The organism is Ramlibacter sp., assembly GCF_029866045.1.
Taxonomy (GTDB): Bacteria; Pseudomonadota; Gammaproteobacteria; order Burkholderiales; family Burkholderiaceae_C; genus Ramlibacter.
In genome coordinates, this window is the sequence record NZ_JARXAB010000112.1 from 1 (window position 1) to 18278 (window position 18278).

An 18278-nucleotide genomic window follows, 5' to 3' on the forward strand; every position below is an offset into this window, starting at 1 on the left:
GGTGCGCGTGCCGCGCGGCACGCTGAAGCTGACCCGATCCACCGCCAGGGGCGTGGCCGGGTCATTGCCGTAGCGCTTAGAGACTTGGCGAAATTCGATGCCGGGGGCAGAGGGGCTCATGGGTCAGGCGCTCGTGGAAGGAACCGCTGCAGCGGTACGGTCAGCAGGCAGGGCGACGGCGCGACGGCCCAGCCGGCGCTGGCCCACCAGCCATTGGATCAGCGCGATGGCCAGGGACATCAACAAGATCAGCACCGTGCAATACGCCAGGGCGACGCCGTAGTCGCCATTGCCCACCCGGCCGATGATGTAGGTGGTGGCCAGTTCGTTCTCGGCGCTGACCAGAAAGATCACCGCGCTCACCGTGGTGATCGCCCGCACAAAGCTGTAGATCAGGGCCGCCACCAGGGCCGGCTTGAGCAGGGGGAGCAACACGTGACGCAGGGTGCGCAGGCTGCCGGCTCGCAGCATGAGTGAGGCCTCGTCGAGCGAGCGATCGAGCTGCTTGAAGGCGGCGGTGCCAGCGCGCACGCCCACCGGCAGGTTACGGAACATGAAACACAGCACGATGATCATGGCGGTGCCGGTCAGCTCGAAGGGCGGCACGTTAAAGGCCAGGATGTAGCTCACCCCCAGCACCGTGCCCGGGATCGCAAAGGCCAGGAGGGCCGAGAACTCGAACAGGCCGCGCCCGCGAAACTCGGTGCGCGCCATCAGCCACGCGATCAACAGGCCCAGGCCAGCGGTCAGCGGCGCAGCGATGGCGGCCAGCTTGATGGTGGTGAAGAAAGAGCTCCAGGCGGTGCCGGCCCAGACCAGGCCGAAGGGGCCCCAGTCCAGGGCGAAGGCGGTGATGAAATGCTTGAAGCTCAGGCTGTAGTCGCGGCCCCAGGTGTGAACAAAACCGCCGAAGAAGGCCAGCGCGTACACGGCCAGGGTGAACGCCATCCAGGGCAGGGCCACGCCGTGCACTACGCGCGAAACGCCAGTCGGCAGCGGCGGCGGCACGCCGGCCTCTCCCTTGCCTGAGACGGTGGTGAACTGCTGCTTGTGCAACAGCCAGCGCTGGGCCGCAAAAACCGCCAGTGCAAAACCGGTGAGCACCCAGGCCAGGGACGCGGCGCGCCCCTGGTCGTACTGGGCGCCGACGATGGCAAAGAAGATTTCTGTCGACAGCACCGAGAACTGCGCACCCACCACGATGGGGTTGCCGAAATCGGCCATGCTTTCGATGAAGCCCACCAGGAATGCGTTGGCCAGCCCGGGCTTGATCAGGGGCAGGGTCACGGTGCGAAAGGTTTGCCAGCGATCGGCGCGCAGGGTCTGCGCCGCCTCCTCCAGGCTGGGGGCGATGCCCTGGACCACACCGCGCATGATCAGGAAAGCCACCGGGGTGAAGGCAAAGGTCTGCGCCACCCAGACGCCGAACCAGCCGTAAAACCAGCGTGTGGGGGTGATGCCGAAGGCGTACTCGAGAAACTGGTTCACCACGCCGGCGCGGCCAAACAGCAAGATGAGACCCAAGCCAACCACGAAGGGCGGCGTGATGATCGGCAGCAGGGCGACCACGTTGAACGCAGGTGCCGCGCGGCGGTGCCCCCCGCGCTCGGCCATGAGGGCCATGAAGGTGCCCAGTACGGTGGTGCTGGTGGCGGTCAGCAGGCCCATGAACAAGGTGTTCCAGGCCACGCCGCAGCGCGTGCCGCCAGACAGGCAGGCCAAACCAAAATTGCGCTCGCTCGCGATGCGTTCCCACAGCAGTGCAGGCGCCCAGCCACCGTCTTCGGTGAGCACGGCCGCCGACAGGGCCTTGAGCACCGGAAAGGCGACGAACAGCAGCAGCAGGCTGCCACAGACCCAGACCGTTGCCGACGTGAACAGATCGCCGCGGAAGGCGCCCCGGCGCGCGGCACCGAAGGCTGCCAGCACCAGCAGCGCGGCCAGCGTCACAGATCCACCCAAGCCCATGCCGCCCTGACGGCTGGCGAGCTCGCCCAAGAAAGCGTTGAGGCTTTCAAAGGCCCAGCCGCGGGCTCCCACCAAGAAGCCGCTGCCCAGCACACCGATCAGCCCCAGCAGCCCACCCGCCATCAGCCAAGCGCCCTGACGCCGGCCGGGCGGCAGCAGCAGGCCGATACCTGCCACCAGTAGTGCGGCTGGCACGCCCCACAGCCACGCGCGCCCAAACAAAAGCGCCTGCGCCAGACCGCTGCCGGTCTCGGGCGCAGCAAACACCTGGTGCACCTGGGCCAGGCCCGAGCCCTCAGACAGGGCGTACCAAGGCAGCCCGACCCACGCCAGCAGCGCGAGCGCAAGCCAGGCCCAGAGGGCGCGGTCAGTGGAGATGGGCATCCGGCGAGGGCGCGGCCAGACGGCGGGCGCCGATCAGCGGCCCTGGTTCAGGATCTCGCGCTCCCAGCGGGCGATCAGGCGGCGGCGCTCGGCGCTGGAGCCGTACTTGGCGTAGTCGTAGTTGATCAATTTGATCTTGGACGGGTCGGCCATGCGCGCATCCTTGGGCACGTTCTTGTTGCTGGGCAACTGAAACTGGTTGGCGGCCAGGCCGAACTGCTGGCCACCCGGGGTCAGGGCCCACTCATAGAAACGCTTGGCCGCCTCGGCGTTGGGGCTGCCCTTGACGATGCTCATCGAGCCGATCTCGGCCCCCGTGCCCTCGCTGGGGTAGACGCCGACGACCGGAAAGCCGGCCAGTGCCTCGGTGGCCACGTCGTGCACGAAGCTGATGGACACCATGGTCTCGCCACGCGCAGCGGCCTTGATGGGGGCGGTGCCGGAGCGGGTGTAGGTGCTGATGCTCGGGTGCAGGGACTTCATGAAGGCAAAGGCCTTCTCCTCGCCCATGAGCTGCACCAGGGTGGCGATCATGGTGTAGGCGGTACCGCTCGAAGCCGGGTTGGCCATCTGGATATCACCCTTGTACTCGGGCCGCAGCAGGTCGGCCCAGCCGGCAGGCGCGGGGGCCTTCTTCTTGGCCAGCATCTCCTTGTTGTAGCCAAAGCCCAAGGGGCCCAGGTACACGCCCACCGTGCGGAAGCCGGCGTCGGCCGCCTGCTTCTGCGCCCAGGGGTGCAGTTGTGAGAGTTGGGAGGATTTGTATTCGAGGGTCAGGCCCTGCTCCGCTGCCTGCAGGTGCGGGTCGCCGGTGCCGCCGAACCAGATGTCGGTCTTGGGATTGGCCTTTTCCGCATTGATCTGCGCCAGCGCTTCGCCCGAGCCCTTGGCGGTCATGTTGACCTTGGTGCCAGTGGTGCGGGTGAACACGGTGGCCATCAGGTTGCACCACTCGGCCTGCACCGAGCAGATGATGTTCACTTGGCCTTGGGCCAGGACGGGCGTGGCCACAGCGGCGGCGATCAGTGCAAGGGCGGCGCTTCGGACGAGCTTTTTCATGGTCTGTACTTGTAATCGGATTACCCTCCATCGTAACCCGGCGGTTTCTGGCGCGGCCCGGGGGAAACACCGACCCATCGGTAGACGAACACCGACTTTCTGCACTGACAGGCCGAGCTTTCTGGAGCGGGGGCCAACACCCCCGATCAGCCCGAAGGGATGAAACCAGACCCTCGCAAGACATGAAACCAAGTTACATTGATCCGACTCCCGCTCTCAACCCACCATGAGCTTCGACCTCGTTCTCTTCGGCGGCACCGGCGACCTCGCCTGGCGCAAGCTGATGCCCGCCTTGTTCCAGGCCTTCCGACATGGCAGCCTGCCGGCCGGTGGGCGCATCCTCGGTGTGGCCCGCGACGATCTGGATGACGCGCGGTACCGAAGTTTCATCCGCAGCCGCTTCGACGAGGTCGATCTCGCCAAGCGACCCAGCGCCGACGAGTTCGAGCGCTTCGGCCAGATGCTGGGCTTCGTGCGCATGGATCTGTCGCAGCCGGCCGACTACGCCCGCCTGTCTCAGCGTCTGGCCGAGCGCCAGGCCGACACGGTGGTGATGTACCTGGCCACGGCGCCCAGCCTCTTCACCGGGGTGTGCGAGCAACTGGCAGCGGCGGGCCTCAACACCGCCCGCACCCGGCTGGTGCTGGAAAAGCCCTTGGGCCACGACCTGGCGTCCAACCGCGCCATCAACGAAACAGTCGGACGGGTCTTGAGCGAGAAGCAGGTGTTTCGCATCGACCACTACCTCGGCAAGCCCTCGGTGCAGAACCTGTTCGCGCTGCGCTTTGGCAACGCCCTGTTCGAGCCGCTGTGGAGGCGGGAAAACATCGACCACATCCAGATCACCATCGCCGAGGACCTGGGCGTGGAAAAACGCGGCGCGTTCTACGACAGCACCGGCGCGCTGCGGGACATGGTGCAAAACCACGCGCTGCAACTGCTGTGCGCGCTGGCGATGGAGCCCCCGATCAATGCGCACGCCGACGCGATCCGCGACGAAAAGCTCAAGGTGCTGCGCTCCCTCAAGCCCTGGACGGCCGCCACGCTGGACGGGCACGCAATCCGCGGCCAGTACACCGCAGGTAAGGTAGACGGGCAGCCGGTCAGGGGCTACCTAGACGAGCCCGGCGTGGCCCCCGGCAGCCACACCGAGACCTTCGTCGCCCTGCGCGCCGAGATCGCCAACTGGCGCTGGGCGGGTGTGCCCTTCTACATCCGCACCGGCAAGCGCCTCGCCGCGCGCGAGGCCCACATCGTGGTGAACTTCCGCCCGGCGCCGCACGCCATCTTCGGCGCGCCGCCTGGCGCGGCCAACCGTCTCGTCATTCACCTACAGCCGCGGGACGGCCTGGAGCTGCACCTGCTGGCCCAGGCCCAGGACGGCCGGCAGTGGGAGCGCCAGACCACGCCCCAGCTCACGCCGGTGTCACTGGATCTGGACTTCGACAAGCGCTTCGGCGCCGAGCGGGTGGGCGCCTACGAGCGGCTGCTGCTCGACGTGATCGACGGCCGCCTCAACCTCTTCGTGCGCAGCGACGAGCAGGAGGAGGCGTGGCGCTGGGTGGAACCCCTGCTGGCGCACTGGCAAGCCCACCCCCAAGGGCTGCGGCCCTACGCCGCCGGCACCTGGGGGCCGAGTGCGTCGAGCGCCATGATCGCCCGCGACGGGCACTGCTGGACGGAGGAGCGCTGATGCTCGACCGAGTCAAAGCCTGCCTCCCCGCCCTGGCGCCCGCGGAGCAGCGCGTGGGCAAGCTGGTGCTCGCCGACCCGCGGGCCTTCGCCACGCTGCCAGTGGCCGAACTGGCAGACCGCGCCCATGTGAGCAAGCCGACGGTGGTGCGTTTTTGCCGCAGCCTGGGCTATGACGGCCTGTCGGACTTCAAACTCAAGCTCGCCGGCAGCGTGAACGAGGGCGTGCCCTTCATCCACCGCAGCGTCGACGCCGACGACCGGCCGGCCGAGGTGATGGTCAAGGTGATCGACAACACGGTGGCCGCCTTCCTCAAGTACCGCAACGACGCCAGCACGGTGGCGATCGAGCGGGCCAGCGAGGCGCTGGTATCTGCGGGGCGCCAGCAGCGGCGCATCGAGTTCTACGGCGTGGGCAACTCAGGGATCGTGGCCCAGGACGCGCAGCACAAGTTCTTCCGCCTGGGCGTGCACACCGCCGCCTGCAGCGACGGCCATATGCAGGTGATGAGCGCGTCGCTCCTGGGGCCGGGCGACTGCGTGGTGGTCATTTCAAACTCCGGCCGCACCCGCGACCTGATGGACGCCTGCGACATTGCCCGCCGCAAGGGTGCCACCACCATCGTCATCACCGCCAGCGGCTCGCCTCTGGCGGCGCAGGGCCAGATCCATTTGGCGGCAGACCATCCCGAGGGCTATGACCGCTACAGCCCGATGGTGTCGCGCCTCTTGCATCTGGCGATCATCGACGTGCTGGCCACCTGTGTGGCGCTGCGCATCGGCAGCGACACCTTGCAGCCAGTGCTGCAGGACATGAAGAACAGCCTTCGCAGCAAGCGCTACACCTGAGCGCAGGAACGCGTGGCGGACAGGCGGTTCAAAGCCGCCCCTCCTCCACCGCATGGCAGGCAATACGGATCCCGCCAATCGTCTGGAGCTCTGGCCGCTCGCTTCGGCAACGGTCATTGGCCTCCGGACAGCGCGGATTGAAGGCGCAACCCGCGGGCGGGTTGAGCGGATTGGGCACCTCGCCCTGGACCGGCGTGCGCGCCTGGCCGGTCTGGTGCATCTTGGGGATGGCCTCCAGCAGCATGCGCGTGTAGGGGTGGCGCGGCGTGGCGAACAGGGTCTGCTTGTCCGCCAATTCCACCAGCCGGCCCAAATACATCACACCCACCTGGTCACTCACATGCCGCACCACGGCCAGGTTGTGCGAGATGAACAGATAGGTCAGACCGCGGCGGCGCTGCAGGTCCTTCATGATGTTCAGAACCTGCGCCTGCACCGACACATCAAGCGCCGAGGTCGGCTCGTCGCAGACCAAAAATTCCGGCTCGGTCGCCAGGGCCCGGGCAATCGAGATGCGCTGGCGCTGGCCACCCGAGAACTGGTGCGGAAACTTCACCCGGTCCTGGGGCGAGAGGCCGACCGACTGCAGCAGCGCGTCGACCCGCTCGCGCAAGGCCTCGTCACCGGTCACCAGGCCGTGCTCACGCAGCGGCTCGCCCACGATAGCCTCTACCGTCCAGCGCGGATTGAGGCTGGCGTAGGGGTCCTGAAAAATCATCTGGATGCGCCGGCGCAGGGCGCGACCCTCGGCGCGGCGGAAGGCGGCGTGCGCGTCCTGGCCGTCAAAGGTCAGGCCACCCCGGGTGGGCTGGTACAGGCCCACCAGGAGCCGGGCCACCGTGCTCTTGCCACAGCCAGACTCGCCCACCAGGGCCAGGGTTTGTCCCTTTTGAATGTCAAAGCTCACCCCGTCGACCGCATGCAGCAGTTGCCGCGGCCGGCCCTCGAGCACCCGGTTCAGCCAGGGGGCGGAGACGTCGAAGGACATCGCCAGGTCGCGGGCCTGAACCAGGGGCGTGCCAGCGGGGGGCGTCGCAGCGGCGGCGACGGAGGGGTTCTCGGTATCGATCGGGGCGGTCATACCGACACCTTTGCAGAAGGGGCAGCGTTCGCCGCCGAAGCCGTCCCATCGTCATTGAGCCAGCAGGCCGCGCGGGTGGCGCTGGCCGCCATCAGCACAGGCCGCTCGCGGTGGCAACGGTCTTGCGCCTGCGGGCAACGGGGGTGGTAGGCGCAGCCTGTTGGAATGGCGTTGAGCCGGGGCATGGCGCCGTCGATCTGGTGCAGACGTTCGCGGTCGACCCCGATGTCCGGAATGGCCGCCATGAGCCCACGGGTGTAGGGGTGGGCCGGCGCGTGGATCACCTCGCGCACCGGACCGATCTCGGCAATGCGCCCGGCGTACATCACCGCGACCCGGTCGCAGGTCTCGGCGATGACGCCCATATCGTGGGTGATCAGCATGACCGCCGCACCGCGCTCGCGGCACAGGCGCTTGAGCAACTGGATGATCTGGGCCTGGATGGACACGTCGAGCGCGGTCGTCGGCTCGTCGGCCACGATCAGCTGCGGCTCGGCGGCCAGCGCAAGTGCGATCACCACCCGCTGACGCATACCGCCCGAGAACTGGTGCGGGTAATGGTCAATTCGCTCGGCGGCGGCCGGAATGCCGGTGTCCTCGAGCAGGGCGATGGCACGCCGGCGGGCCTCGGCGGCGTCCACTGGCAGGTGGGCCAGGATGGTCTCCGTCAGCTGCCTGCCGATGGTGTAGAGCGGGTTCAGCGAGGTGAGCGGGTCCTGGAAGATGGCGCCGATACGCCGGCCACGGATATGGCGCATCTGGTGGGCCGGCAGGCCGTTGATCTTCTGGCCTTCGAGCAAAACCTCGCCCGAGGCGATGCGCCCCGGTGGCTCCAGCAGGCCGATGATGGCGGCGCCGGTGAGCGACTTGCCGGCGCCCGACTCGCCGACCACGCCCAAAATCTCGCCGGGGGCGATGTCGAAGGAAATGCCGTCAATCGCGCGCAGGGTGCCGCGGCGGTGCGGAAATTCGACGACCAGGTTCTTGACTTGCAATAGGCTCATTCGGCGTCCCCTCTCAGCGCAGCTTGGGGTTGAGCGCGTCGCGCAACCAGTCACCCAGCAGGTTCACCGACAGCGCGATCAAGATCAGCATCAGGCCGGGGAAAACGGTAATCCACCACTCGCCAGAGAACAGATAGTCGTTGCCGACCCGGATCAAAGTGCCCAACGAGGGCGAGGTCGGCGGCACGCCCACGCCCAGGAAGGACAGGGTCGCCTCGGTCAGGATGGCGGTGGCCACGTGAATGGTGGCCAGCACCAGCACCGGGCCCAGCACATTGGGCAGGACATGCCGGAACATGATGCGCAGCGGCGCGACGCCGGTGACGCGGGCCGCCTGCACATACTCCTTGCTGCGCTCCACCAGCGTGGAGCCGCGTACGGTGCGCGCGTACTGAACCCAACCGGTGAGCGTGATCGCCAGGATCAGCACGCCGAAGGCCACCGACTCCTGCGCATCCGGAAACAGCGCCCGGCCCACGCCGGCAATGAGCAAGGCGACCAGGATGGCCGGAAAGGACAGCATCACGTCGCACAGGCGCATCAGGAAGGCATCGATCCAGCCGCCGCGAAAGCCCGCTAGCAGGCCCAGGCCCACGCCGATCACCATGGACAGCACCACCGAGATAAGACCCACCACCAGGGAGATGCGCGCGCCGTACATCAGGGCCGAGAGAATGTCGCGGCCCTGGTCGTCGGTGCCCAGCACAAAGCGCAGCCGGCCCTCGGCCTCCCAGGCCGGCGGCAGGCGGGCGTCAGACAGCTCCAGGGTGGTGAGGTCCATCGGGTTGTGGGGCGCCAGCCAGGGCGCCAGCAGCGCGCCCAGCAGACAGATGAGGGCGACGACAGCCGCTCCGACCGCCACGGGCGAGGAGCGGAAGCTGAAGCCGATGTCGCTGTCGAGCCAGCGAGTGAAGATGGATTTCATGGCGCGCTTTGCGGGCGTTTCAGGCCGGGTTCAATGGCCGCCGCGGTCGATACGCAGGCGCGGGTCGACAGCGAAGTACAGCAGGTCAACGATCAGGTTGATCACGACAAAGATCAGGGCGATCAGGCACAGGTAGGCCGCCATCACCGGGATGTCGGCAAAGGTCACCGCCTGGATGAACAGCAGGCCCATGCCGGGCCATTGGAACACCGTCTCGGTGATGATCGCAAAGGCGATCAGGCCGCCGAGTTGCAGCCCGGTGATGGTGAGCACCGGGACCAGTGTGTTCTTCAGCGCATGGCCGAAGTGGATCGCCCGGTCAGACAGGCCGCGGGCGCGGGCGAACTTGATGTAGTCGGTGCGCAGCACCTCCAGCATCTCGGCACGCACCAGCCGCATGATCAGCGTGAGCTGAAAAACCGCCAGCGTCACCGCTGGCAGAACGATGTGATGCCAGCCCTTGGCTGTGAGCAGGCCGGTGGACCACCAACCCAGTTTGACCGTATCGCCGCGTCCGAAGCTGGGAAACCAACCCAGGGTGACCGCAAACAGCAAGATCAGCATGATGCCGATCAGGAAGGTGGGCAGGGACACGCCCAACAGCGAGATCGTCATGAAGACCTGGCTGAGGAAGGTACCCCTGCGCAGCGCGGCGTACACCCCCATCGGGATGCCCACGACCAGGGCCAGACCCGCGGCGATCAAGGCCAACTCCAGCGTCGCCGGAAAGCGCTCGGCGATCAGGGTCGAGACCTTGGAGCCCTGGCGCAGCGACAAGCCGAACTCGCCTTGCACGGCGTTCAGCAGGAAGTGACCGAACTGCACGATGAAGGGCTGGTCCAGGCCCAGGTCGGCGCGCAGTTCGCGAATTTGATCAGGCGTCGCCTCTTGGCCCAGGAGGAAGACCACCGGGTCGCCAACATACTGAAACAGCAGAAAGGCGATGAAGGCCACCGAGACCATCACCACCAGGGCTTGGGCGAGGCGGCGCAAGATGAAAGCAAACATGCAGGGGTCCAGAGATCCTGGGTGATCAGGACAGGCTAGTCGAGGCAAAGGCCCACACGCAGGGGTCGCCCGCGTGTGGGCCTCACCGTCACATCATTCCCACCCGGCAATACGCCGGAGCGGGGCAGAAGGCGTCGCCGCGATCAGTTGACCTTGACCAGGCGCCAGTCGATGCGGTTGTCCGGGCGGTGGACCACCTCGATGTTCTTCTTCATCGCCCAGGGAATGACCTGGTTGTGAAGGGGAATGTGGGACACATCGTCCTTGGCAATCTGCAGCGCCTCCACCAGGCGGCGGTTACGAACCAGAAGGTCGGTTTCCACCTTCGCCCGGTCGATCACCGCATCCAGTCGCGCATTGCTGTAACGACCAACGTTGTAGTTGCCGTCGCCATCGGTGCCCACAGTGCGCACCAGCGACTGCAGGGTGTACATCGCGTCAAAGGTGGGCACGCCCCAGCCGAGCATGTAAATGCTGGCCTCGTAACGCTGGATCATCGGGAAGTAGGTCACCAGCGGCAGGGTGCGCAGCTTGGCGCGAACGCCCACCTTGGCCCACATCGCGGTCACAGCCTGGCAGATCTCTTCGTCGTTGATATAGCGGTTATTCGGGCAAGCGAAGTCGATCTCGAAGCCCTGCGGATAACCAGCCTCGGCGAGCAGCTTCTTGGCGCCCTCTTGGTCATAAGGCATGCGCTTGTGCAGGTCTTCGTTCCAGCCGTTCACCTGGGAGGCGAGCAGCGTGCCCGTGGCCTGACCCAGGCCGCGCATGGTCACGCGCATCAGGCTGTCGATATCGATCGACTGATACAGCGCCTTGCGAACGCGCAGGTCCTTGAGCGGGTTCTTGCCTTTCACGCTCGAACCCGGCAGCTCGTCACGGAAGGTGTCCAGGCCAAAGAAGATGGTGCGGCTTTCGACGCCATCCACGACCTTGAGGTTGGCGTTGTTACGCAGGCGACCCAGGTCTTGCGGGCTGGGGTCGAGCACCAAGTCGACCTCACCCGACAGCAGGGCCGCGACACGGGTGGCCTCCGCCTTGATGGGGGTGTAGACGATCTCGGTGATGTTGCCCTCAAGGCGGCCCCACCAGTTGGGGTTGCGCTCCATCACCATGCGCTGGTCGGGCACCCACTGCTTGAGGGTGAAAGGCCCGGTGCCCATTGCGTTGCGGTTGGCAAAGGTCTCCTGGGTGACGTTACGGATGTCCTTGGGGTCGACCGAGTTGTTCATCTCGGCCCAGGCCTTGCTCATCATCCTGAGTTCGGTGAGCTGATTGAGCAGCACCGGGTTGGCGGCCTTGGTGATGATGTCAATGGTGTTCGCATTGACCTTCACCACGCGGTCGATACCCGCGGTGTAGGGGGTGAAGTTCGAGGTCTTCGCCATCGCCCGCTGGATAGAGAACACCGCGTCGTCGGCGGTGAAGGCGCTGCCATCGTGGAACTTGACGTTCTGGCGCAGGGTCACGCGCAACTGGGTAGGGGTGACCTGGTTCCAGGCGGTCGCCAGCACCGGCTCGATCTTGAAGGTGCGGCTGTTGTAGTAAACGAGGGACTCGTACACCGCAGCATGAATGCCGTTTTGCAGCGCGTTGTTCTGCGAGTGGATATCCCAGGTCGAAATCTCACCGGCGCTGGCCCACTTGAACGGCTTGGCCATGGACACGGGAGATACGGCCAGGGCGGTGGCGGCGACCACGCCCAAGAGTGCGAACTTGAGTTTCTTCATTGCTCTGGTTCCAAATTGACAGGAAACCGGAATATGCATCAGCTTGCAATCTATATGCAATCCGGAAGACACCGGGCGCGCGGGATTACCCTGATGGCGGGGTGTTGCCGACCTCGCCGCCCCAATGGGCGCGGCAACACGGAGTTCCGCAAGACCCCGTGATGGCCGGGGGCTTCACCCACCGCCGCCCCGTTCTCAGGGGCTGCTCTGGCCCGTTTGGCGGGCGGTGCGCCGCGCAGGAGAAGCGCTTGACGCTTGTACCCGGACCGCCCCGTACCAGGCCCTGGCCATGGAGCGCGTGTTGTCCGAATCGGTCATGATGGCCACGCCTATCAGGGCTCCGGGCGGCTCTCCGAAAGCTCGCTCGTAGTCCGCGCGAATATCGCGCTCATATTCGCGCCAGCGGCCCAGCGACTGCGGGCCGGCCTCAAGAACCATTTTGCGAATACGGTCTGTGCGAGGGTTGTGGATCACGTCACCCACCGCCGAGTTGTTGGACCAGACATACATGAGGGTCGCATAGGGCATTTCTTCACCGGTGATCGCCCGGGTCAGCTCTGCCAGCATCGAGTCTTTGGTGGAAAAGCGTGACCGGTCACCGTCGAAGGCCAGCACGATGCGCACAGGAGAGTCGTCCTTGTCTCGCTGCGCCATGTCGGCCCCGGCAATCAGGGAGGGCACCTTCCAGGAAAAGCGGATGTGCCCCAGATCCTGCGCCTCCACCCGAACAGTCTTGCGCAGCAAGCTCGCGGATGAACGGGCCTCGGCCACCACCGCATGGCGACCGTCGGTGACCTGATAGCGAAAACGTGTGGCCCGCTTTCCAGGCATACCTAAATGCTCCCAGCGGGCACCATGGGGGTTGTGTCCCCAGGGACTGTGCGCGATCGCTTGCGCCTCTTGGGCTGCGTCCGCAGTGGGAGGATGTCGCGAATCGGTTTGCGAGGAGGCGCTCGGCGCAGTGCTCTCGGCCCCACCCGCAGCCTCTACGGGCGCGGCGCCCGGCGGGCTGAGCGAAGCGCAGCCGGCCAAAAGACCGAAAGCCAGGATGGCGGCGGGAACAAAAAACAACCTCAACCGAAAACCCCTGCGATCTTGCGGCGTAAACCCGGGCAGGCGGATGAGCCATGCCAGGCAGAAGCAGTCGGCGCCCTGGGTTGCCCCACAGCGCCACTGGCCCAGAGATGGGCCAATGCAGAAGATGCTAACGAAATTTCGGGGCGCTGACGAGCAAAAAGCCGCCCGCTCGCGCCCCGATGATCAGCCAGCCGCTCAGAAGATGTGGCGGACGCCCATCTCCAGGCCGCGCGAACGGCCACCCGCTGTCGACATCACAGCACCACCGTTGCTGGTGCCATTGATGCTCATGCCGTAGCCCGCTTCGTTGTCGAGGTCGGCATAGTTGGCATAGACCGCCGTGCGCTTGCTCAGGTCATAGCTCACGCCCACCGCGGCTTGGTTGCCAATCTTGTCGTCACCCAAACGCCGCTCGACGTAAGACGCGCGCAGCACCACGGGACCAACCGGCGCGCTCACGCCGACGATGGTGCCCTTGAGGCGATCCGTCAGTGCGGCATCGCTGGTCAGCATGTCGATCTTGTAGCCGGCACTGAGCTTGAGGATGCCAAAGTCATAGGAGCCACCCAGGAAGTTGGTGATCCACTTTTGCCTGTCGGTACCTGCAAGGGAGGTTGTGCCAATTTCTCCGCCCTTGACGGCCTGACTGCCGAAAGAGATGGCGAGCGGACCCTGCGCATAGGTCAGGCGCGCGCTGGCCCCAGTGCCGGCCGCCCTGGCAGAGCCCGTGTTTTCATTGCCAAAGCTGTACATCGCGGCCACGCTGAAACCGCTCATCACCGGGCTGGTGTACCCAATGGCATTGCTCATGCGGATGGCGCTGGGGTCGCCCCAGGTAGTGCCGGCGAAGGTCGGTGCGGCGCTGACGCTGGCGCCGCTGGTGACAGCACTTTGGACGGTCCTAAAGGTGGTCGGAGCGGCCGTGACTGCGGTCGAGATGATGTTGTTGAGCAGGTTGTACGAGCTGCCTACGCCGTTGGTCGAGAACGGATCCACCACACCGGAAACACCGAAGAGGGGCGTGTAATCGCGGCCGATCACGACCGAGCCGAATCCGCCTTCTACACCCAGAACAGAGCGCCGCTGGAAGTTGAGGCCGCCACTGGATGCGCCCAGACCGGCGTCAGGCGCAACCGCCCCTTCCAGGTGGAAGTTGGCCTTGAGCCCACCCCCAAGCTCCTCAGTGCCGCGCAACCCGATCCGGCTGGAGTAAGCCCCATCCGTGCCGATCCCACTGAAGCGGTTGTCGCCGGAGTGGACGGACCGGTAGTTCACGTCCAGACCGCCAAACAAGGTTACGGTGGACTGGGCAAAAGCACCTGCTGTGGCAGCGATTGCGGCCAGAGCAACTGCAATCTAAAGGATTCACTTTCCTTGCATCGGGGCCGTTTGAGTGAGGAATTCCACCAGCCAATCGCGGTGACCCCATGGAAGTCCTTCATTCCCTGGTCAAGTACGACATTTGGAGTCGGGGCAACAAGATATCGCTTTGGTCTCAATGACTTGCGTTGAGTGGGAGTACCCAGAATCCAGCGGAGGACTCAGGAACTGTTCGCCCGTACACCAGCCGAGCAGAAAAAAGCCTCCAGACCTTGCGGTCTGGAGGCCAAATCCACCAAAAGAAAGGTGGAGGAGACAACCGTTGCACACCTCAAAGGTATGCTCGAGGATCAGTATAGCCGCTGAGTGTTGCAACGCAGCACAAAAGGGCGCATCTACAGATCGTCTATCTGCCCCACGGGGGCCGAACATTCATTTTTGAGGTTGCGATGGATTGCACAGTAACTTGGACCGGCGGCTCGGGCGCACGCTCTGGCATGGGATTCATTGCGGAAACCAGCAGCGGCCATGTCCTGGTGATGGACGGCGCCCCGGACAGCAGCAAGCCGGAAAACGGTGGCCAGAACCTCGCTCCCAGGCCAATGGAAACAGTTTTGGCGGGAACGGGTGGGTGCACTGCTTATGACGTCGTACTGATCTTGAAAAGAGGGCGTCATGACATCCGCGGGTGCTCGGTCAAGCTCACTTCGGAAAGAGCCGATGCGGACCCCAAAGTCTTCACGAAGATCAATATGCACTTCACGGTTCAAGGCAAAGGAATTCCGCCTCAGGCCGTCGAACGAGCAATCGCGATGAGCCACGAAAAATACTGCTCCGCGAGCATCATGCTTGGCAAGACTGCCGCGATCACCACGAGCTTTGAACTCGTCGAAGCGGCCTAGGGAATCGAGACACCAAGGCCCCACTGACCCCAGCCCGGAGGCTGGCTGTGACTGGGCGACCCGCGCTTCAAATGTGGTGCGCTGTCGTCGTCATCACCTTCGCGACCACGCGCATACCGACCTGTACGGCCTGGGGCAATGGCAATCCGCCTGCGGCGAGTGCCTCCTCTGCATGGTGCCGTTCGTCGGCCTTCATCTGAGTCACGATCGCGCGTGATGCATGGTCGTCGGCAGGCAACTTGCCCAGATGGGAATCCAAATGGGACTCGACCTGGCGCTCGGTTTCCACAACGAAACCCAGGCTCACTGCATCGCCGAATCGCCCGGCAATTGCGCCCATAGCGAATGCGCCGGCGTACCAAAGTGGGTTCAAGACAGAGGGCCGATCCTGCAGTTCCGCGAGGCGTTGCCGGGTCCAAGCCAAATGGTCGGTCTCTTCCTGGCTGGCCTTCTCGAAGTGACGCCTCAGCTGTGGATCCCGGCTCATCAGCGCTTGGGAGGCATAGAGCGCTTGAGCACAAATTTCCCCCACATGGTTCACCCGCATCAACGCTGCCGCGTGCTTTCGCTCCTGCTCAGTTAATGCAGGGCCTTGCACATCAGCTGCTGGATAGGGACGAGCCGAACGGTGCGGGGCAAAGAGCGTTCTCAACGCGCTATCAACGGCCAGGATGATCGATTCCATGTGGGCAGTGTACGTGGGGTGCCGCCGACCCGATCAATCGCAAAACAGACTCCAAGGTATTCACTTTTTGGAGATGATGTTCAAAAGCATTAGGGAGGCGCTATACGCACAGGCGCTCAGCACTGTTGTCCGTGTGCAACGAGTCGGGAAATCTGGCTTGGTTTTCTTTGCGTGGCTCAAGCACGTCTGGTTGAATAGCGGCAGCTTCCGTAATGGAGGTTGGCCGACAGACTAGTCATCCGCAAAGGTGATTGGCCTAGGCCCCCACTCTCAACCTTGGAGAACCTTTAAATGAAAAAATCTCTAGTTGCTCTGGCTGCCCTTGCAGCCTCCGCCGCTTTCGCACAATCCTCCGTCACCATCTCTGGCGGCGTGTCCATGGGTGTGCAGCAGAGCACGGTTCGTGATGCTACTGGCCTCGTGTCTGGCCAGTTGACCCGCATTGCTGGCGCCGACATCGTGACCGGCAACAGCGTGTACTTCACCGCCGTGGAAGACCTCGGCGGCGGCCTCAAAGTCACCGGCCAAATTCAGCAGCGCATCGGTGCAACGGCAGGCGGCAACACCACAGCCCCCACCGACAACCAGAACACGTGGCTCGCCACCGGCGACTTGTTTGTTCAAGTGGACGCTGGTTTCGGCTCGATCAAGGCTGGTAAGTACACCTTTGCTTCCAACGCTAGCTACAACGCCTTCGGCGTTCGTGCCCTGACCGGCCTTGCCGTGACCGCCGCCGCCCCCGGCATGGGTGGTGACAACACCGTTCAGTACACGACCCCCTCGATGAGCGGCCTGACCGCGACCGTGGGCGTTTCTGTTCCTGGCACGAAGGTTGGCCAAGACCCCGCCGTCGGCTTGAAGCTGAACTACGCCGCTGGCCCGCTGGCGGTGCAGTTCGCTCAAACCAGCAGTGTGAATGGCGACGCACGCGCCGCAGTGACCCCGGTTGCTGCTGTTGCCGCAACCGGCAAGGCCATGGTTTCCAGCCTGGGCGCCAACTATGACTTCGGCGCTGCCAAGTTGTGGACCTCTTACTTCCGTCGCTCCGCCACCCTGCCGCTTTCTACCACCGCCCCCGCCCCTGACGCCAACGGCTTCACTGCTGGCATCACTGTGCCGGTTGGTGCCGCCACCTTCAAGGCCGGTGTGATGAACAACGCCAAGACCGACGTCCTGGTTGACCGCACCTCCTACGGCGTGGACTACTCCCTGAGCAAGCGCACCATGCTGATCGCTGAATACGCCCGCGACAAGCGCGCCGCTTCGAACGACCAGGCTACCAACAACTACTTCCTGGGCCTGTCCCACACCTTCTAATTTCTTGCTGTCGCAAGACAGCTTGAGATTGAGAAACCCAACCCACCGGGGTAACCCGGTGGGTTTTTTTATTGCCTGTGGTGCAAGAGCCAAGTCAAACAGAGACCCCGGTCCGGCGGCTTTGCAGCATGCCCACGTTCATCTCCCCGCTCAAGCTCGACGCATAAAAACGCTCGATCATGTTCACGCTGGTGCGTGCGTTGCGTGCCAGAGTCAGCATGTCGATGCCTTGGCCGAACAGAAGCCGGAAGGTGATGGCCGTGTGCCGCAAGCTGTAGAGCGTGCGCTTTTGGCCAAGCGGCCCGGTGGTGAGCCCGCACTCGCGCAAGACCCACTGGAAGTGAAAATTCAAGACCGCCAGCGCATGCTCGCGGTTCTGTACTTGGGGCAGAAAGAGAAAGTCTTCCGGCTCGCCATAGCCGCGCCGCGCCTGGCGGGCCTGCACCGCCCGGTAGATACGCACTGCCGCGCGCATGCTCACCACCGGCTTGTCGTGCCGCTTGGTCTCGGGCAGGTTCATGCGCAAATACACGTGACGGCCACGCACCTCCTCTACGTGCTGGTGGCGAACTTTCTTGATGTCGCCCGGGCGCACAAAGGTGTTGACCATGAAGCCGATGACCTGCGAAAGGTCAACCGGCATGCGCATCAGGTCGCGCGCGATCCAGAACTTCTGGTCTGAGCCCAGCCGGGCGAGCATGGGGTGGGGTTGCCCGACGAGAGCGCGCGCCTTGCGCAGAAGATGGGCATATTCCGTGACGGTGAAGCCTCCGCGTGGTTGAGAGCTCACCCGCACCTGCGGAAACTCTGGCATCTCATGCACATGGCCCAGGTGATGCCCGAGCTTGAGGACCTTGCGCACAATCACGAGGTACTGCGCGATGGTGGTGGTTGAGAGATTCAGGTGCCCCAGATAGTCAATGAAACGGCGCAGAACCGCGTAGCTGATGTCGTGCACGAGCGTCTTGCCGAGTTGGGGCAAGATGAAGCGGTCAAGCCGGTTGCGTATGACCTGCAGCGAACCTTTGCAGAGTTCACCGCGCTCGGTGCGGCCGGCCTCCTGCGTGAACAATTGCTCGGCAATGCTGGCAAAGTTGGGCGTGATGTCGTGGGGTACGACACCGGTACGCAGGTAAATGCTGGCCGAGGTGCTGTCGAAAAATTTCCGCGCGAGTTCAAGCGCGGTCTTCATCGAGGTGGTGCGCAGGCTGCGGCTGTAGGTCCTGCCGGCGAAGAAGCAGCGCACCTGCCAGAAGCGGCTAGCGCCGATCCTGTAG

15 protein-coding genes are annotated in these 18278 nt (G+C 64.7%); 4 read left to right on the forward strand and 11 right to left on the reverse strand.

Translation table 11 applies throughout. The features are described 5' to 3' along the window. Window positions 1-123: 123 nt before the first annotated feature. Together QE494_RS12265 and QE494_RS12270 are read right to left on the reverse strand one after the other, a co-directional pair. Window positions 124-2352 (reverse strand): iron ABC transporter permease, encoded by a 2229-nt coding sequence (locus QE494_RS12265; RefSeq protein ID WP_300043680.1) that lies wholly within the window; start codon window positions 2350-2352, stop codon window positions 124-126. A 33-nt stretch (window positions 2353-2385) separates the two neighbouring features. Then, window positions 2386-3411, reverse strand: coding sequence for an ABC transporter substrate-binding protein (locus tag QE494_RS12270; RefSeq protein WP_300043681.1), 1026 nt, complete (start codon window positions 3409-3411; stop codon window positions 2386-2388). A 226-nt stretch (window positions 3412-3637) separates the two neighbouring features. Here QE494_RS12270 and zwf point away from each other — a divergent pair, with 226 nt between their 5' ends. Continuing rightward, window positions 3638-5104, forward strand: a complete 1467-nt coding sequence (gene zwf, locus QE494_RS12275; RefSeq protein ID WP_300043682.1) for a glucose-6-phosphate dehydrogenase — start codon at window positions 3638-3640, stop codon at window positions 5102-5104. After that, complete coding sequence (locus QE494_RS12280) at window positions 5104-5952, forward strand: MurR/RpiR family transcriptional regulator (RefSeq protein WP_300043684.1); 849 nt, start codon at window positions 5104-5106, stop codon at window positions 5950-5952. The genes zwf and QE494_RS12280 overlap by 1 nt, the downstream gene beginning before the upstream one ends. Window positions 5953-5980: 28 nt before the next feature. Here QE494_RS12280 and QE494_RS12285 read toward each other — a convergent pair whose 3' ends face one another. From QE494_RS12285 to QE494_RS12315, 7 genes are all read right to left on the reverse strand, one after another. Continuing rightward, on the reverse strand, window positions 5981-6940 hold the full coding sequence (locus QE494_RS12285; protein WP_300043694.1) for an ABC transporter ATP-binding protein: 960 nt from the start codon (window positions 6938-6940) through the stop codon (window positions 5981-5983). Between the two features lie 89 nt (window positions 6941-7029). Beyond that, a complete protein-coding gene (locus QE494_RS12290; RefSeq protein WP_300043685.1) occupies window positions 7030-8037 on the reverse strand; it encodes an ABC transporter ATP-binding protein in 1008 nt (335 codons plus the stop codon). 13 nt (window positions 8038-8050) lie between these two features. Beyond that, complete coding sequence (locus QE494_RS12295) at window positions 8051-8962, reverse strand: ABC transporter permease (protein ID WP_300043686.1); 912 nt, start codon at window positions 8960-8962, stop codon at window positions 8051-8053. Between the two features lie 30 nt (window positions 8963-8992). Then, window positions 8993-9970, reverse strand: a complete 978-nt coding sequence (locus QE494_RS12300) for an ABC transporter permease (protein WP_300043687.1) — start codon at window positions 9968-9970, stop codon at window positions 8993-8995. Window positions 9971-10113: 143 nt separating this feature from the next. Then, the gene (locus QE494_RS12305) at window positions 10114-11700 is read right to left on the reverse strand and encodes an ABC transporter substrate-binding protein (RefSeq protein ID WP_300043689.1); all 1587 of its coding nucleotides are present in this window, start codon (window positions 11698-11700) and stop codon (window positions 10114-10116) included. Window positions 11701-11895: 195 nt separating this feature from the next. Then, window positions 11896-12588: a DUF3047 domain-containing protein gene (locus QE494_RS12310; protein WP_300043695.1), complete on the reverse strand. Its 693-nt coding sequence runs from the start codon at window positions 12586-12588 to the stop codon at window positions 11896-11898. Between the two features lie 384 nt (window positions 12589-12972). Then, window positions 12973-14133 (reverse strand): porin, encoded by a 1161-nt coding sequence (locus tag QE494_RS12315; protein WP_336619440.1) that lies wholly within the window; start codon window positions 14131-14133, stop codon window positions 12973-12975. A 413-nt stretch (window positions 14134-14546) separates the two neighbouring features. Between QE494_RS12315 and QE494_RS12320 the strand changes: the two genes are divergently transcribed. Continuing rightward, window positions 14547-14999, forward strand: coding sequence for an OsmC family protein (locus QE494_RS12320; protein WP_300043690.1), 453 nt, complete (start codon window positions 14547-14549; stop codon window positions 14997-14999). A gap of 67 nt (window positions 15000-15066) precedes the next feature. Here the strand turns inward: QE494_RS12320 and coq7 are convergent, their stop codons facing one another. Then, window positions 15067-15684 (reverse strand): 2-polyprenyl-3-methyl-6-methoxy-1,4-benzoquinone monooxygenase, encoded by a 618-nt coding sequence (gene coq7, locus QE494_RS12325; RefSeq protein ID WP_300043692.1) that lies wholly within the window; start codon window positions 15682-15684, stop codon window positions 15067-15069. A 291-nt stretch (window positions 15685-15975) separates the two neighbouring features. Here coq7 and QE494_RS12330 point away from each other — a divergent pair, with 291 nt between their 5' ends. Next, window positions 15976-17001 carry a porin gene (locus tag QE494_RS12330; protein ID WP_300043693.1) on the forward strand — a complete coding sequence of 342 codons (1026 nt, stop codon included), beginning with the start codon at window positions 15976-15978 and terminating at the stop codon, window positions 16999-17001. Window positions 17002-17095: 94 nt separating this feature from the next. On the opposite strand, the gene QE494_RS12335 is transcribed toward QE494_RS12330, so the two are convergent. Further along, on the reverse strand, window positions 17096-18278 hold a 1183-nt coding region (locus tag QE494_RS12335), incomplete at its 5' end, for a phage integrase SAM-like domain-containing protein (RefSeq protein ID WP_336619439.1).